This is a genomic window from Fodinicola acaciae, from assembly GCF_010993745.1.
Taxonomy (GTDB): domain Bacteria; phylum Actinomycetota; class Actinomycetes; order Mycobacteriales; family HKI-0501; genus Fodinicola; species Fodinicola acaciae.
This window is the reverse complement of record NZ_WOTN01000001.1, coordinates 649,932-665,967: the sequence shown is the minus strand read 5'-3', so window position 1 is coordinate 665,967 and position 16,036 is coordinate 649,932. Positions and strand designations below refer to the sequence as shown.

Annotated in this window: 15 protein-coding genes; 7 read left to right on the top strand and 8 right to left on the bottom strand. The window is 67.7% G+C overall.

Going from position 1 to position 16,036, the window contains the following annotated elements:
- The gene (locus tag GNX95_RS03060) at nt 1-576 is read left to right on the top strand and encodes a TetR/AcrR family transcriptional regulator (RefSeq protein WP_163505623.1); all 576 of its coding nucleotides are present in this window, start codon (nt 1-3) and stop codon (nt 574-576) included.
- The gene (locus tag GNX95_RS03055; protein WP_163505622.1) at nt 569-1,492 is read left to right on the top strand and encodes an MBL fold metallo-hydrolase; all 924 of its coding nucleotides are present in this window, start codon (nt 569-571) and stop codon (nt 1,490-1,492) included. The genes GNX95_RS03060 and GNX95_RS03055 overlap by 8 nt, the downstream gene beginning before the upstream one ends.
- On the opposite strand, the gene GNX95_RS03050 is transcribed toward GNX95_RS03055, so the two are convergent.
- Nucleotides 1,470-2,723, bottom strand: a complete 1,254-nt coding sequence (locus tag GNX95_RS03050) for a DUF6986 family protein (RefSeq protein WP_163505621.1) — start codon at nt 2,721-2,723, stop codon at nt 1,470-1,472. The two genes, GNX95_RS03055 and GNX95_RS03050, sit on opposite strands and share 23 nt — an antisense overlap.
- Nucleotides 2,724-2,800: 77 nt before the next feature.
- Here GNX95_RS03050 and GNX95_RS03045 point away from each other — a divergent pair, with 77 nt between their 5' ends.
- Nucleotides 2,801-3,784, top strand: coding sequence for an LLM class flavin-dependent oxidoreductase (locus GNX95_RS03045; protein WP_163505620.1), 984 nt, complete (start codon nt 2,801-2,803; stop codon nt 3,782-3,784).
- On the opposite strand, the gene GNX95_RS03040 is transcribed toward GNX95_RS03045, so the two are convergent.
- Nucleotides 3,758-4,465: a MerR family transcriptional regulator gene (locus tag GNX95_RS03040; RefSeq protein ID WP_163505619.1), complete on the bottom strand. Its 708-nt coding sequence runs from the start codon at nt 4,463-4,465 to the stop codon at nt 3,758-3,760. The two genes, GNX95_RS03045 and GNX95_RS03040, sit on opposite strands and share 27 nt — an antisense overlap.
- Before the next feature lie 165 nt (nt 4,466-4,630).
- On the opposite strand from GNX95_RS03040, the gene GNX95_RS03035 reads away from it, so the two are divergent.
- The 3 genes from GNX95_RS03035 to GNX95_RS03025 are packed head-to-tail and all read left to right on the top strand — an operon-like array spanning nt 4,631 to nt 8,594.
- Nucleotides 4,631-5,503 carry an ABC transporter ATP-binding protein gene (locus GNX95_RS03035; protein WP_246281493.1) on the top strand — a complete coding sequence of 291 codons (873 nt, stop codon included), beginning with the start codon at nt 4,631-4,633 and terminating at the stop codon, nt 5,501-5,503.
- Nucleotides 5,500-6,330, top strand: coding sequence for an ABC transporter permease (locus tag GNX95_RS03030; RefSeq protein WP_163505617.1), 831 nt, complete (start codon nt 5,500-5,502; stop codon nt 6,328-6,330). Before GNX95_RS03035 ends, GNX95_RS03030 begins: the two co-directional genes overlap by 4 nt.
- Nucleotides 6,327-8,594 (top strand): ATP-binding cassette domain-containing protein, encoded by a 2,268-nt coding sequence (locus GNX95_RS03025; RefSeq protein ID WP_246281492.1) that lies wholly within the window; start codon nt 6,327-6,329, stop codon nt 8,592-8,594. The genes GNX95_RS03030 and GNX95_RS03025 overlap by 4 nt, the downstream gene beginning before the upstream one ends.
- Here the strand turns inward: GNX95_RS03025 and GNX95_RS03020 are convergent.
- Both GNX95_RS03020 and GNX95_RS03015 read right to left on the bottom strand, forming a co-directional pair.
- Nucleotides 8,575-9,012, bottom strand: a complete 438-nt coding sequence (locus GNX95_RS03020; RefSeq protein WP_163505616.1) for a MarR family winged helix-turn-helix transcriptional regulator — start codon at nt 9,010-9,012, stop codon at nt 8,575-8,577. The two genes, GNX95_RS03025 and GNX95_RS03020, sit on opposite strands and share 20 nt — an antisense overlap.
- Nucleotides 9,009-9,623, bottom strand: coding sequence for a DJ-1/PfpI family protein (locus tag GNX95_RS03015; protein WP_163505615.1), 615 nt, complete (start codon nt 9,621-9,623; stop codon nt 9,009-9,011). The genes GNX95_RS03020 and GNX95_RS03015 overlap by 4 nt, the downstream gene beginning before the upstream one ends.
- Before the next feature lie 167 nt (nt 9,624-9,790).
- Between GNX95_RS03015 and GNX95_RS03010 the strand changes: the two genes are divergently transcribed.
- Nucleotides 9,791-11,002, top strand: coding sequence for an SH3 domain-containing protein (locus GNX95_RS03010; protein ID WP_163505614.1), 1,212 nt, complete (start codon nt 9,791-9,793; stop codon nt 11,000-11,002).
- Nucleotides 11,003-11,233: 231 nt separating this feature from the next.
- Here GNX95_RS03010 and GNX95_RS03005 read toward each other — a convergent pair whose 3' ends face one another.
- From GNX95_RS03005 to GNX95_RS02990, 4 genes are read right to left on the bottom strand one after another with little or no spacing between them, the layout of a single operon-like run.
- On the bottom strand, nt 11,234-12,883 hold the full coding sequence (locus GNX95_RS03005; protein WP_163505613.1) for an urease subunit alpha: 1,650 nt from the start codon (nt 12,881-12,883) through the stop codon (nt 11,234-11,236).
- Nucleotides 12,880-13,434 (bottom strand): urease subunit gamma, encoded by a 555-nt coding sequence (locus tag GNX95_RS03000; protein WP_163505612.1) that lies wholly within the window; start codon nt 13,432-13,434, stop codon nt 12,880-12,882. The genes GNX95_RS03005 and GNX95_RS03000 overlap by 4 nt, the downstream gene beginning before the upstream one ends.
- Nucleotides 13,409-14,491 (bottom strand): tartrate dehydrogenase, encoded by a 1,083-nt coding sequence (locus GNX95_RS02995; protein ID WP_163505611.1) that lies wholly within the window; start codon nt 14,489-14,491, stop codon nt 13,409-13,411. Before GNX95_RS02995 ends, GNX95_RS03000 begins: the two co-directional genes overlap by 26 nt.
- Nucleotides 14,488-15,948, bottom strand: coding sequence for an NAD-dependent succinate-semialdehyde dehydrogenase (locus tag GNX95_RS02990; protein ID WP_163505610.1), 1,461 nt, complete (start codon nt 15,946-15,948; stop codon nt 14,488-14,490). Before GNX95_RS02990 ends, GNX95_RS02995 begins: the two co-directional genes overlap by 4 nt.
- Nucleotides 15,949-16,036 lie beyond the last annotated feature (88 nt).

Genomic DNA, 16,036 nt, shown 5'->3' with positions numbered 1-16,036 from the left:
ATGGCCGCACATGGACAGACCCGCCGACGCATGCTGACCACGGCTCGTACGCTCTTCGCCCGCCAGGGGCTGCACGGCACCGGCATCAACCAGGTGCTGGCCGAGGGCGGCGCACCGAAGGGCTCGATGTATTTCCACTTCCCCGGCGGAAAACAGCAGCTCGCCGCGGAGGCGATGGCGGCGTCCGCGACCGAGATGGCGGCCGCGATCAGGGCGACGATCGACGCGTACGACGACCCGCCGGCCGCCGTACGCGCGATGGCCGAGGCGCTTGGCCAGCGGCTCGCCGAGTCGGATTTCCAGGAGGGTTGCCCACTCGCCACTGTCGCGCTCGAAGCCACCGAAGGCGTACGCGACGCGTGTCGTGACGGCTATCAGCAGTGGCTCGATCTGATCACCGCCGACCTGACCGGCCATGGCATCGCCGCCGACCGCGCGAGCGGCTTGGCCGTGCTCATCCTGTCGTCCATCGAAGGCGCGCTGCTGTTGGCGCGCGTCCAACGGTCCCTGCGACCACTGCGTGAGGTCGCAGACCGCCTGGCTCCGCTGATTGCCGAGGAGATTTCCGTTGTCTGACAACATCTTGCTGGCCTGCTGCGGCGCGCTCGTCTCGACCGCCGGCCGGTTGGTCGCGCCGCGCCGGCCTGACCAGCGCTTCCTGGCAAATCTGACAAACGCCGGCCTGCCGCGTGCGCGTACGACCGTCCGACTCACGGCTCTGCATCAGGCCGACCAGTCGGCGCCGACCGCGATCGTCGCCGAAGGACTGCGCAAACCGCGTCGAGTCGCGATGACCATGGCGACGTACGTGATCGAGCATCCGCAGGCACGTTTCCTGGTCGATCCGGCCATGTGCGCCGACATCCACGAGCGTGTGTTGCCGGAGATTCCGCAACCGCTGCGACGCGTTGTGACGCCTGACAAAAACGTCGTCGGCCTGCCGGATGCGTTGGGTACGGTCGGACTCGACGTTACCGACATCGATTTTGTGACGCCTACGCACCTGCATTGGGACCATGTCGGCGGATTGCTTGAGCTACCGGCGAAAGTGCCGGTGCGTACGCTGCCGGTCGAGCGCGACACCGCCCTGCGTTCGGCACTCGGATTCGTGACCGGACCATTGGCCGGCCGTGACTTCGACACCTACGAGCTCGACGGTCCCCCGGTGTTGACTTTCGCACGCAGCCACGACGTTTTCGGCGACGGCTCCGTCGTGTTGGTCGATCTGGCCGGCCACACGCCAGGCAGCGTGGGCGTGCTGCTGGCGCTCGACGGCGGACCGGTGTTGCTGGCCGGTGACGCGGTGTGGCACGGCCTGCAAGCCAGGCACCTGCGCGAAAAGGCGCCGTTTCCGGGAAACCTGGTCGACTACGACCGCGACCTGGCTTTCGCGGCGATCCACCGGCTGCACGCACTTGCGCCGGAGGTCACGATCGTCGCCAGCCACGACCGCGACGCGGCGGCCGCCTTCATGCCTGCACTAGCGCGTTGAGACCGGCACGGTCGATGCCGGCGGTGGCCGCGACCTCGGCCTCGTCGACGGCACCACAGTCCAGGCCACGGATCAGGACGTTGGCCAGCGCACGCGCGGTCGCCGGCTCGTCCATCACCGCACCACCGCCGACACTGTCCACATAGGACCGCAGCCGCGCGGCCGCGGTCGGAAACGCGTCGCGGAAGAATCCGTACGTGGCCAGGTAACGCGTGACCAGATGACCGGGATGCATGTCCCAACCCTGGTAGAAACCGTGTTCGAGCGACCGTCGGACGAGCCTCGCGTGCAGCCGCCACACGGCATGTACGTGCGCGGCATCGCCGACCGGCACAATGTTGGTGGAGCCGTCCGACACGCGTACGCCGGTGCCGGCGGCGGCCAGCAACATCACGTTTTTCGCGTGGTCGGCGACCGGATGCGCCATGCTTTGGTACGCGGCGGCGATGCCGCAGGCGGCGCTGTAGTCGTAGGTCCCGTAATGCAGGCCGGTGCACCGGCCGTCGGCGGCCTGCACCATCGCGCTGACCGTGGCGGTGCCGTCCGAGCCCTGGATAGCTTGTGTGGTCTCGATCTGCAGCTCGAAGCGCAGCCGGCCGGCCAGGCCGAGCTCGATCTCCAGCCGGTCGGCCAGCCACACCATCGCCTCGACCTGCGCCACCGAGGTGACTTTCGGCAGTGTGACGACGAAACCCTCCGGCAGCTCGCCGAGTTCCTGCAGAAACAGCGACAGGCTGCGCACCGCGCGATGCCGCGTCCGCGGCTCGAAGCTCTTGATGCGTACGCCGAAAAACGGCGAGCCGAGCCCGACCCGGAAATCCTCGTGCAGCGCGGTGACCGCGGTGCGTACGGCGCTGTCCTCGAGCGCGTCCCAGTCCCCCGCGCCCGGCACGAAGCCGTCCTCAAGGTCGGCGCGCAGGTCCTCGACCGGCTCCATCGCGAGCTTCCGGCGTACGCGCGCCTCCACGTCACCGATCACGTCGGCGTCGACGCCGGCCAGCTCGGCGAGCAGCGCCTTGTCCGCGCCGAACTCGTCCAGCGAGGCGAGCGCCTGCCGGCCCCAGTCGCGAGTGATTCCCGGCAACATCCGGTCAGCCGGCACATACACGGTGTGCACCGGCTGCCGGTCCCGCGCGTCCCCCGGAAAGGCGCGCCGGCGCGCCACGTCATCGGCCGCCAGCCGCCGGTCGAGTCCGGCGGCCAGCTCCGCGGTGTCCACAGTGGATTCCACCCGTTCACCTTATTGACTCGCCAGCGGGATACCGCAATTCCTGGCCACCGCAGGACTTTGGTGTAACGCTGGCAACCATGACCGCCACGCTCTCGGTGTTCGACTTTGCCCTCCTTTCAGCCGGTTCGGATGCGCGGCAGGCGCTGCGCCGGATGCTCGACCTGGCCGTACGCACCGAGAGCTGGGGTTATCGCCGGTTCTGGATGTCGGAACACCACAACATGCGTGCCGTCGCGACGTCGTCACCAGCGGTGTTGGTCGGCCAGGTCGCCGCGGCCACCAGCACGATTCGGGTGGGCTCAGGCGGTGTGATCCTGCCCAATCATCCGCCGCTGGTGGTGGCCGAGCAGTTCGGCACGCTGGAGGCGCTTTTCCCCGGCCGGATCGACCTCGGACTCGGCCGGGCGTCGCAGATGGATCCGGAGACGGCCGCGGCGTTGCGGCGTGCCGGCGGCGCGGCTGGCGGCGACTTCGCCGAACAACTGACCGAGCTGCTCGGCTATTTCGACGGGACGACGGCCGTACGAGCCGTGCCGGCGGTCGGCTTCCAGCCGCCGATCTGGCTGCTCGGCACCGGCCACTACAGCGCCGAGCTGGCCGGAAAGCGCGGCCTTCCGTTTGCCTTCGGACATCATTTCCGTCCCGACCTGACCACGGCGGCGTTGACCACCTACCGCGAAAACTTCCAGCCATCGGCTGCCTTGTCGCAGCCGTACGCGATGGTGGCCGCCGCGGTCATCGTCGCGGACGACGACGCCACCGCCGAATGGCTGCACGGTCCGAGCCGCGTCAACATGCTCTCGGCTCGTCGCGGCAAGCTGATGGACTCGCTGCCGACCACCGAGCAGGCCGCCGGTTTTGACTACACCGAAGAGGAACGCGCGATCGTACGCGCCGCGTTGGACGCGCAGATCATCGGCGGTCCGGCCACCGCGGAAGAAAAACTGCGGCGGCTGCTCAAAGACACCGGTGCCGACGAGCTGATGGCGGTGACCATCACACACGACCACGCCGACCGGCTGCGGTCGTACGAACTACTCGCCAACCTGCGACTCGACTAGATATCCGTGCAATGCCGCGGATCCGGCGAGCATCGCACGGCCGACCTGGATCAGCGCCTCCTGTCGGCGCGCGATCGCCGTACGCAGCTCGTCGCTGCTGCCGGCCTGCCGCAGGCCGTCGAGGATGGTTTTGATCTGCGGCAACGGATAACGACCCTGCCGCAGCATGTGCACCATCTGCGCGTAACGCAGGTCCTCCGCGTCGAAGTGGCGATATTTCGTGCCGCGCTCACGTACCGGCGACAGCAGACCGGCGGATTCCCAGACACGCAGCGCCGACGGCCGTACGCCCAGAAACCTGGCCGCCTCGCCGATCCGTAGGCCGCCGGCCGGAATGCCAGGCAGCTCCGGAGCCGCGGCGGTGGCCTCCAAGGCGTCGCCGATGGACCGCAACGACAGCCGTTGCTCGTGGATCATCGCGTGCGCGGCATCGATCAGCGTGAGCGCTTTCGGAATGTCGCCGGTGTACACGGAACGCATGATGTCGCCGGCGACGTGGCCGCCGAATCCCCTCGCCAGCGCCCGATAGGTCATCAGCGCGCGGCCGTGGCCTTCGTCGAACTGCCGATAGCCCGACGCGCTGCGCTCCGCCGGCGGCAGCACGCCGGCGTCGAGGTAGTTGCGGACCTGCTGCGTGGAGATGCCGGCCAGCCGCGCGAGGTCGATCGGCCGCAGTGCCACTCCTCCACCTCCTTTACGCCGGGAGTTGAAGGTTATCCAATCGTACGCGCAGCACCCGTCCTCGAAACGCCGAAAAAGTCTCAACGGGCTGTTCAATGAGACACTTGAAGGATGAGTTTTCCCAGATCAATGGCCGGGACACCAGTAAAGACCCATGACCTCCGGATGCGCTATGGCCAGAAGGACGTGTTGCACGGAGTCGACCTCCAGTTGCGCCGCGGCGAGGTGCTGGCACTGCTTGGACCCAACGGCGCCGGAAAGACGACCACCATCGAGATCCTGGAGGGATTCCGCAGGCGATCGGCCGGAGACGTACGCGTGCTGGACACCGATCCGGACGACGGTGACGAGGCCTGGCGCGCCAGGATCGGGATCGTCCTGCAGTCGTGGCGCGACCACAGCCGCTGGCGGGTCCGCGACCTGCTCGACCAGCTGCGGCGTTATTACCTGCCCTACGCCGATCCGTACGACCCTGACGAGCTGGTCGCACTGGTTGGCTTGACAGAGCAGGCAAAGTCCGCGATCGGCACGCTGTCCGGCGGCCAGCGCCGCCGGCTCGACGTGGCCGTCGGCCTGGTCGGCCGGCCGGAGCTGCTGTTCCTGGACGAGCCGACGGTCGGCTTCGACCCGCAGGCCAGGCGCGTGTTTCACGAGCTGGTCCGTCGACTGTCCCATTTGGAGGACACCACGATTTTGCTCACCACACACGACCTGGACGAGGCGGAGAAACTCGCCGACCGGATCCTCATCCTGGCCGGCGGCCGGATCGTCGCGGACGGCACGGCCGCCGAGCTTGCCCAGCAGGTGTCCGGAAAGGCGGAGGTCCGGTTCAGCCGCGACGGCGAGCACTTCGTCGAAGCTGTCGCCGATCCGACCGAGTTTGTCCGTGAACTGTTCGAAAAACACGGCCGGTCGATCGGTGACCTGCAGGTGCGTCGCGCCAGCCTGGAGAAGGTCTATCTGGAGCTGGTGCACCAGTTCGAGGCCGGCGACCACGGCCAGGTGCCGGCCGAGCTGGCGGAGGTGGTGGCCCGATGAATGCCGCTGTGTTGGCCGGCCTGCACCGCGGCTGGTCCGAGTTTCGGCTCTTCGCCACCAATGCCGGCGACATCCTCGGTTGGGTGTGGCCATCGGCGGTGTCGCTGGTCATCATGTACCTGCTGCGCGGCGCCACCGTGCCTGGCACGAGTTTTTCGTTGGGAACACAGGCCATCCCCGGCATCCTCGGGATGAACGTCGTGCTGATCGGACTGATGGGGCTGGCGGCGACGCTGACCGTCGAACGTACCGACGGCACGCTGTTGCGGATGAAGGCGACACCGCACGGCGTGGTTGGCTATCTCATCGGCAAAGTCGTCAACTATTCCGCGATCACGATCGCCTCGGCGCTCCTCGTCCTCGTGCCGGCCGCGTTTCTGTTTTCCGGACTGCGACTCCGTGAGCCAGCGGCCTGGCTGACGCTGGTCGCGGTGCTCGCGCTCGGACTGGTCGCGAGCCTGCCGATCGGCGCGGTCCTCGGCTCGCTGTTCAAAAATCCGCAGAATCTCGGCTTTGGCATGTTGTTCCTGACCGGCCTGGTCGCGATCTCCGGTGTCTTCTATCCGGTCACCGCTTTCCCTGCCTGGCTGCAGTGGATCGCGCAGGTCTTCCCGGTTTACTGGCTGGGCCTGGGCATGCGGTCGGCGATGCTGCCGGACGCCTTGGCAGCCGCCGAAATCAGCCATTCGTGGCGCCACCTGGAGATGGTCGGTGTCCTGGGCGTCTGGGCCGTACTCGGCTTCGCGCTGGCCCCGATCGTGCTTCGCCGGATGGCCAACCGGCAATCCGGTACGACCATTGAGAAAAGGCAGGACTACTGGCAGTGACAGAGCACATCCGAGTCGTCGGCGCTCGCGAGCACAACCTCGCGGGCGTCGACGTGGACATCCCGAAACGACAGCTCACCGTGGTGACCGGCGTGTCCGGCTCAGGAAAATCGTCGCTGGTCTTCGACACCGTCGCGACCGAGGCGCAGCGGCAACTGTACGAGACGCTGCCGGCTTTCGTACGCGGATTCCTGCCGGCATACGGACATCCCGACGTCGACTTCATCGACAACCTGGCCGCCGTGATCATGGTCGACCAGCGCCGGCTCGGCGGCGGCTCGCGGTCGACGGTCGGCACGATCACCGACATCGCGCCGGTCCTGCGACTGCTGTTCTCCCGAGCTGGCGAGCCGTACGTCGGCCGATCGGACTCTTTTTCCTTCAACCTGCCAAACGGAATGTGTCCGAGGTGCGAGGGTCTCGGTGACGTGGTGGAGGTCGACCTCGCGACCTTCCTGGACGCGTCGAAATCGTTGAAGGAAGGCGCGTTGTTGGCGCCGGCCTTCAAGGTCGGCAGCTGGCACTGGCAGGCTTACAGCACGCGTTTCGACGCTGACAAGCCGATCGCCGACTACACCGACACCGAGCGTCAGGATCTGTTGTACGGCAACGAAGGCTCGGTCGCCGTCGAGGTCAACGGGCAGCGGATCAACGCCACCTACGAAGGTGCGGTGGTGAAGTTTCGCCGGCTCTACGTCCAGAAGGACAGCGCGGAGCTGAGTGAGCGTACCCGCCAGATGGCCGCGCGCTTCACCACCTCGGTCCGCTGCCCGCAGTGCGATGGCGCCAGGCTGTCGCGCGCCGCCTTGGACTGCCGCGTCGCCGGCTATGGCATCGCCGAGCTTTCCTCGATGGAAGCCGGCAGACTGTCCGAGGTGCTGTCCACAATGGACGTGCCGTCCGCGGCTCCGGTGGTCGACGCACTGCGTACGCGCGTCGGCCACCTGGTCGACATCGGCCTGGGTTATCTGAGCCTGGACCGGCCGACGGACACGCTGTCCGGCGGCGAGTCGCAGCGCATCAAGATCGTGCGCCACCTGGCCAGCACGCTCACCGACCTGCTCTATGTGTTTGACGAGCCGAGCATCGGACTGCACGCGCGAGACGTACAACGGCTCACCAACCTGCTGGTTTCGTTGCGCGACCACGGAAACACCGTGTTGGTCGTCGAGCACGACCGCGGTGTCATCGCGGCGGCCGACCATGTGATCGACATCGGTCCAGGCGCCGGATCGGCCGGCGGCAAGGTCACCTACGCCGGCGACGTGGACGGTCTTTCCAACTCCGGTTCGCTGACCGGCGAACATCTGAAGGCGCGTACGCGGTTGAAGGAAAGGGTCCGGAAACCGACCGGCCAGCTGCCGATTTCCCATGCCAGCCTGCACAATCTGCGAGACGTGTCAGTGGACATTCCGTCCGGTGTGGTGACCGCGATCTCCGGCGTGGCCGGATCCGGGAAATCCTCCTTGATCTACGGAGTTTTCTGCGTCCAGCATCCGGAAGCCATCGTGGTGGACCAGACCGCGCCGACGGCCAACCGGCGGTCGACGGTCGCGACGTACACCGGCGCGCTCGATCCGATCCGCAAGGCGTTCGCCAAGGCCAACAAGGTAAGCCCGGCACTGTTCAGCGCGAATTCCGACGGTGCCTGCGAAACCTGCGAAGGCATGGGGGTGATCGTCACGGATCTCGGCTTTCTGGACGGTGTGTCAGCGATTTGTGAGACGTGCCAAGGACGCCGGTTCAAGGACGAGGTGCTCGCCTACCGTCTCGACGGACGCAACATCCACGACGTGCTGGAGCTGACGGTCGGCGAGGCGCGGGAGTCTTTCGCCGGAAACCGCGCGGTGGCGCCGATCCTGCGCGCGGTGGTCGACGTCGGCCTGGACTACCTGCGGCTCGGCCAGCCGCTGACCAGCCTGTCCGGCGGCGAGTGCCAGCGCATCAAACTGGCCTCACACCTGCACAAACAAGGTGCGATCTATGTGCTGGACGAGCCGACGACCGGCCTGCACATGTCGGATGTGACGCGGCTGCTGGACGTGCTGGACCGGCTGGTCGACCAACGCGCCGGCTCGGTCGTGGTGATCGAGCACGACCTGGACGTGATCGCGCACGCCGACTGGGTCATCGACCTCGGACCGGAAGGCGGCAGCGCCGGCGGCCAGGTCATGTTCGAAGGTACGCCGGCCGACCTCGTCCACGATCCGTCGTCGCACACCGCCGAACACCTCCGTCGAGCGATCAGCTGGTCGCCTCGATAAGCCGTTCGATGACATCGAGAGCCTGCCGGAGCTCGTCCACCTTGAACGACTCGGTGACCTGATTGGCCCAGGCGTGCTGGTCCGGCGCGAGGCCGCGGATGGCGTCCCACCCCTTTTCGGTCGGACGCACCAACTTCGCGCGCCGATGCGCCGGATTCGGCAGGTACTCGGCCAGTCCCCGGTCAGCCAGCAGATCGGCGATCCGTTGCACGGCCTGCCGGCTGAGTCCCATGCTCCGCGCGATGTCCGCGACCGTCAGTGGTTTTTCCAGCACGGCCCCCAAAACCTGCCACCACGCCGCGGTCAGGCCGACCCCGCGCGCGATCCGCTCGGCGGCGGCGAGAAACTGGCCGTTGAGCCGAAACGTACGCATGACCAGGTCGCTCACCACGTCACCGGCCTCGGTGCGCGCGGTCATGAGGCCATCAGCTTGAAGAACGCCTCCGGCCGGCGCTCGCCGTACAGCTCGTACCAGGCCGTCGCCGTGTCCTCGTCGTAAAGGTCGAGCTCGGCGAAGATGTGCCTGGCGAAGTCGGCCGGATGAATGCCGCTCGCGGTGATGAGGCCGCGGTCGGTCACCGCCGGCGCGTCCACATAATGCTCGGCGCCGGCGTACGCCGGTGCGAACGTCAGGAATTCCGGCGCATTGCTGGTGTGCGCGCGGTCGTCAAGCAGTCCCCCGGCGGCGAGTTCAAGCGTGGCACCGCAGATCGCCGCGACCGGCTTGCCGGCGTCGAGAAATCGCCTTGCCAAATCGACAAATGGCTTTGCGGCGGCACGCGCCGACGGCTCCAGGCCGGCCATGATCAGCATGGCGCTGTCCGCCGGGTCGATCTCGTCGACGGCCAACTCCGGGGTGATCCGCAGGCCACCCATCGTCGTGACCGGATCGCGGGTCACGCCGACCGTCGCCGTGCGATAGCGGCCCGGCCGCTTCTGCCAGTCTGGCTTGTTGATGTGCGCCGTCACGTATCCCAGTTCCCAGTCGGACAGCGTGTCGTAGACCGCTACATGGACAGTCGATGTCATGACAACATCATGTCATCTCGCCAACATGTTGTCAATGCCACCCGCTATGCCACCTTCGTCCAGACTTCGGCTATATTTTCGCGGCGTTGTATCAGGTTTGTATCGGTCGATCCCATACTCCGTCGCGCGGACGGGAATCGGGTCCTGCCGCGACGAGGGAGTGGGACATGAGAGGGACGCGCATCCTGGCTGCCTTGGCACTGGCGGCCACCGCGGTCGTCGGAGCCGCCACACCGGCCGACGCCGCGCCGACAAGCCCGGCGTGGCACGAAAACCTGGCCGCACCGGTCGCCGGCCAGGTCAACCTGGCCAGCCGTGCCGGCACGCTGACCATCGCCGACCCGGCCTTCCGTACCGCCGCGGCCGGCGGAAACCAGAGCTATGGCATGGAAATCCTGCCGCCGCGTACGCTCGCGCAGCCGGCGAACCAGGTCTCGGTCAAGCTCGCCGGCAAGGTGCCGGCCGGCTCCGACGCGACCGTGGACGTACGCGCGTCCGACGGCCAGCAGTGGACATCGTGGCAGGACGCCAAAAACGCCGCGCTCGACCGGCCGGCGACCCAGTTGCAACTGCGGATCACCATGCACAGCAACGCAAACGGCGCGGCTCCTGCGCTGTCCGGTTTGGACGTGTCGACGAGCGTGGTCGACCGCAAACCGGTCGCCAAACCGATGGCCGCGCTGAGCTATCGCGTCTATGCCACGCGCGAAGGCCTGGTCGGCGGCACGACGGCCAACGGTCACGTCATCGTCTCCAACGACCATTTCGTGGCGCTGCCGTCCGGAAAGAACCTGTCGCCGAAAGGCAGCACGCAGTATTCGGTGAAGGTCTGCGGTCCGACGCGCTGCGAAACCGCACCGGTGTGGGATGTCGGTCCGTGGAACACCAAGGACGACTACTGGAACCCGAGCAGCACGCGGCAGATGTGGAAAGACCTTCCGCAGGGCACGCCGGAGGCGCAGGCCGCGTATCTCAACGGCTACAACGGCGGCAAGGACCAGTTTGGCCGTAGGGTGCTCAACCCGGCCGGCATCGACCTCGCCGACGGCACCTTCTATAACGTCGGCCTCAACGACAACGGCTATGTGACGGTCACGTTCCTGTGGACCAGCGGCGGCGGCACCGGCACGATCACCGGCACGGTCAAGACGGCCGGCGACCCGTTGAACGTACGCTCCGGCCCGCACACCACCGACTCGGTCGTCGGCAGCGTGGCGAACGGCTCCAACGTGACGATCACCTGCCAGACACACGGCACCAGCGTCACCGGCACGTACGGCACCAGCGACCTGTGGGACAAGATCAGCTCGCCGGTCGGCTACGTCGCCGACGCGTACGTCTACACCGGCGCCGACGGCCAGGTCGCGCCCAACTGCTGACTGGGCAATGGGCGCACCGTCGGGCCGTCTGATGGTGGCAACGGAGCAACCCGTGCGCCTGGTGCACGGGTTGCTCCGTTCACCGCATGCTGCGGCCGTCCCGGATCCGTGGTGACGGCTCGTCGAATGTGGAGAAATCCCGGTACGACCGGCCCTTGGATGCGGGATTTTTCCGCACTCGATGTGCGAGACAGCCGGCTGCGATCACCCGACAGTCCCGACCCTGCGGCTTCACCCCAAATGGTGGAGGCGGGTCAGCGGCAACGTCTCGGCGTGGTGGATGTCGACCGGCTGGCCGTCGACGGTGATCGGCGCGGCCTCCAGCGGCACGGAAACCGTTGGTGTGGCGGTGTTTCTGACCATGTCCGCGCGCGCCAGGCCGCGGCTGCCCCGGATCACCGACCTGCGTACGCCGTCGGGCAGGCCGGAACAGTGTGTCGACACGAAAACCGTCGACAGCCGCCGCGGAGCCGCGCCCAGACCGCCGAAATACGGCCGCATCGTGCGCGGCTGGGTGAGCCGCGTCGAGCCGGAGCCGGAGCCCGACACGCCCCAGGCGACGAAGCCGGATTTCAGTACGAGCTCAGGCTGGGCGCCAAACCACGCCGGATTCCACAACGCGATGTCGGCGATCCGGTCAGGTTGCAGCGAGCCGACCTCGTGCGCGAGGCCGTGCGCGATCGCCGGATTGATCGTGACTTTGGCCAGATAGCGCAAAACCCGATCGTTGTTGGCGAAGTCGACGCCGACCTCACCGGCCAAATGTGCGCGTACGTGCGCCAGCTGCCACGTCCGCCGACCGATCTCGCCGATCCGACCCATCCCCATCGAGTCTGAGTTGACGATGCTGACCGCGCCGAGATCGTGCAGCGCGTTTTCCGCGGCGATGCCGTACTCGCGGATCCGCGACGCCGCGATGTCCCTGTCACCGCTGGAAAGTCGGTGCACCGTCATCGTCATCGGCAGCAGCTCGGCCACTGTTGCCCGAGTCAGCGGCAGTGTCGGCGTGGTCGACGAGGTCAGGACGTGCGGCTGCGACACGATTTCCAGCAGGTCCGGATGGCCGCCACCGCCTTCGACGTGGTACGCGTGCACCGTGCGGCCGCGCGTCGCCGCCAGCGTGTCGGCCAGAAAGCCCGACTCGTTCAAGGTGTCGGTGTGCAGCGCCACCGGCAGATCCACGTTGTCGGCCACCGAAAGGCAAGTGTCGACGATCTCCGGAGTGGCGCCCCAATCCTCGTGGATCTTGAAGCCGCCGGCGCCGGCCAACACCGCGTTTTCCAGCAACTCGGCCGAAGAGGACGAGCCGCGCGCCAGAAACGCCGCATTCAGCGGAATGTCGCGCCAGCCGGCGATCAGCGAGTGCAGGTTGTACGCCGGATTCGCGCCGACGTCCCAGACGCCGCCGATCCCCATGCCGACGATGGTCGTCACGCCGGCACTCAACGCGGCCGGCGCGATTTCCGCGCTGGACAGGTGCACGTGCGAGTCGATCATGCCGGCCGTCGCGATCAGTCCCTCGGCCGGGATCATCGCCGTGTGCGAGTCGACCACCAGCTCGATGTCGCTGCTCAGATCCGGATTTCCGGCTCGGCCGACGGCGACGATCCGGCCGTCCTTGATGCCGATGCTGCTCTTCCGTATGCCGAGCACCGGATCGACCACGAGCGCCCCGAGGATCACCAGGTCCAGCGCCGAATCCGGGTTGGCGCGGCCGGTCACCAGCAGGCCGTCGCGCGCGGTTTTGCCGCAACCACCCAGAAGTTCCTCGCCGGCCTCGCCGTCGTCGGCCTCGACCTCGATCCACAGGTCGGTGTCGGCAAGCCGTACGCGGTCACCGGTCGTCGGCCCGTAGGTGGCCGCGTACGCGTCGCGTTTCATCGCGCCACCACCGAAACCGTCCGCGGCTGTCCAGGCGGAAACTCAACGGACGCGCCGGCCGGAATGTCCAGCCGGCAGCCGGCGGCGAGCTCTCTGTCCAGCTCCAACGCGCTGTTTGCCTTTTCCAGCGGGAAATGCGACGAGATCCACAGTGGACGCTGGCCACGGTTGACGACCGTCAGCTCGCGCCGCTCCCGTCCCGCGGCCAGCTCGATCTCGCTGTCCGGCGTACGCACCACCTCGCCAGGAGGTCCGAAGGGCGCCTCGATGTGCACGAGCGTGGATCCGTACGGAAACAACGCCTCGACCTCGATCCGCGGCACCGCGGCCGCCACACCGGGCAACAGCGATTCCGGCCGTACGATCTCGCGCGCACGAGAAACGACTTCCTCCAGGGAAAGTCCGTCCCAGGCCCACTCCAGCACCTCGTCGCAGACCAGCGCGGTCGCCTCGACCGCACCGAGCTTGGCGCCACGAGCGAGCCGCCGCCGAGCCAGCTCGGCGGCGGTGAAAATCGTCAGCCGCTCATTTTCCCGCGGAGTCAGGTGCATTTCCGGACTCTACCGCGTCGCGAACCGCGCTACCGAGCTCCGAAGTGGTGGCCGAGCCGCCCAGATCCGGCGTACGGACACCGGCGGTCAGCACCTTGTCGACCGCGGCTTCCACGGCGCGCGCGGCGGCCGGCTCGCCGAGGTGATCGAGCATCATCGCGCCGGTCAGGATCTGCGCGACCGGGTTGGCGATCCCCTTGCCGGCGATGTCCGGCGCCGAGCCGTGCACCGGCTCGAACATCGACGGAAACTCGCGCTCCGGGTTGAGGTTTGCCGCCGGAGCCGTGCCGAGACCACCGACGATCGCCGCCGAGATGTCGGACAGGATGTCGCCGAACAGGTTGGACCCGACGACGATGTCCAGCGTGTCCGGCCGCATGACCATCCGTGCCGCCAGCGCGTCCACATGGGACTGTTCGGACTCAACGTCTCCGTGTTCGGCCGCTATCTCCGCGAAAATCTCGTCCCAGAAGGGCATCGAGTGGATGATGCCGTTGGACTTCGTCGCCGAGCACACGCGTCCGCCGCGCGTACGCGCCAACTCGAACGCATAACGGATCACGCGCGTCACGCCGAGCCGGGTGAAAACCGCCTGCTGTACGGCGAACTCCTCCGGCAGGCCGACGCTCTGCCGGCCACCGATCTGGGAATACTCGCCTTCGGAGTTTTCCCGTACGATCACGATGTCCAGGTCGTCGGCCGTCCGACCGGCCAGCGGGCTCACCACGCCGGGCAGCAGCCGCGTCGGGCGCAGGTTGACATACTGCCGGAAGGCCCGCCGGATCGGGATCAGCAGTCCCCACAGCGAAACGTGGTCCGGCACACCAGGAAAGCCAACCGCGCCAAGGAAGATCGCGTCGTGCGGCCGCAGCTGCTCGATGCCGTCCGCCGGCATCATCGCGCCGGCGGCCAGATAGCGCTCACAGCTCCAGTCGAATTCGGTCCACTCGAAGGAAAAACCGTAGAGCGACGCGGCGCGGTCGAGGACCTGCCGGGCCTCCGCGACGACATCGACGCCGATGCCATCGCCGGGGATGCTGGCGATCCGGTAGGTCACAGGCCCACCGCCACGTACTTGACCTCCAGGAACTCCTCGATGCCGACCCGGCCGCCCTCGCGGCCCAGGCCCGACTGCTTGACGCCACCGAACGGCGCGGCCGGGTTGGACACCAGGCCGGTGTTGAGACCGATCATGCCGGCCTCCAACCGCTCCGAGACGCGCAGCGCGCGGTTCACGTTGGTGGTGAAGACATAACTCACCAGGCCAAACTCGGTGTCGTTGGCGGCCTCGACGGCCTCGTCCTCGGTGTCGAAGACGGAGATCGGCGCGACCGGGCCGAAAATCTCCTCGCTGGCCATCCGCGCGTCGCGCGGCACGTCGGTCAGCACGGTCGGCGGGTAGAAGTGGCCGGCACCGTCCACAGTGGACCCGCCGGTGAGTACGCGCGCGCCGTTGGCGGTCGCGTCGGCCATCAGCTCGGTCACCTTGGCGATCGCGTCGGAGTCGATCAGCGGACCGATCTGCACGCCTTCTTCGGTGCCACGGCCGACTTTCAGCGCCGCCATCCGGGCGGTCAGCCGCCGGCCGAACTCCTCGGCGACACCGCGCTGCACGTAGAACCGGTTGGCGGCGGTGCAGGCCTCCCCCATGTTCCGCGTCTTGGCGAGCATGGCGCCGTCGACCGCGGCGTCCAGGTCGGCGTCGTCGAAGACCACGAACGGCGCGTTGCCGCCGAGCTCCATGGACGTACGCAACACCTTGTCGGCCGCCTGCTCCAACAAGATCTTGCCGACCGGCGTCGAGCCGGTGAAGGAGATCTTGCGGATCCGGCCGTCGCGGATCAGCGGCTCCATCACCGCACCTGGGTCGCTGGTGGTGATCACGTTGAGGACGCCGGCCGGCAGGCCCGCCTCGGCGAGGATGTCGGCCAGCGCCAGCATCGACAGCGGCGTCTGCTCGGCCGGCTTGATCACCATCGTGCAGCCGGCGGCGACGGCCGGACCGATCTTGCGCGTGCCCATCGCCATCGGGAAGTTCCACGGGGTGATCAGCAGGCACGGGCCGACCGGCTGCTTCATGATCAGGAACCGGCCCTGACCGTTTGGCGCGGTCGCGTAGCCGCCGTCGATGCGTACGGCCTCCTCGGCGAACCAGCGGAAGAACTCCGCCGCGTAGGTGATCTCGCCCTTGGCCTCGGCGACCGGCTTGCCCATCTCCAGCGTCATCAGCAGCGCCAGGTCGTCGGCGCGGTCGAGCAGCAGCTGGTGTGCGCGGCGCAGGATCTCGCCACGCTCGCGCGGCGCGGTCGCGGCCCAGTCGCGCTGCGCGGCGACCGCCGCCTCCAGCGCGGCGAACCCGTCCTCGACACTCGCGTCCGCGACCTCGGCGAGCACCTCGCCGGTGGCCGGATCCTCGACCGGCAACCCCTTTCCGCCGCTGGACGGCCGCCACTTGCCGTCGACGAAGAGCTCCTTGTGGACCGCGTCGACCACCGCTTTTTCTCGTGCCTGCACTGCCGCGCTCCTGAAGTCGAGAAAGGATTCGTACTCGCCATCCTGCACACGCCCTACCTGTCCGGACAGCCGTCGGGACAGTGAGATT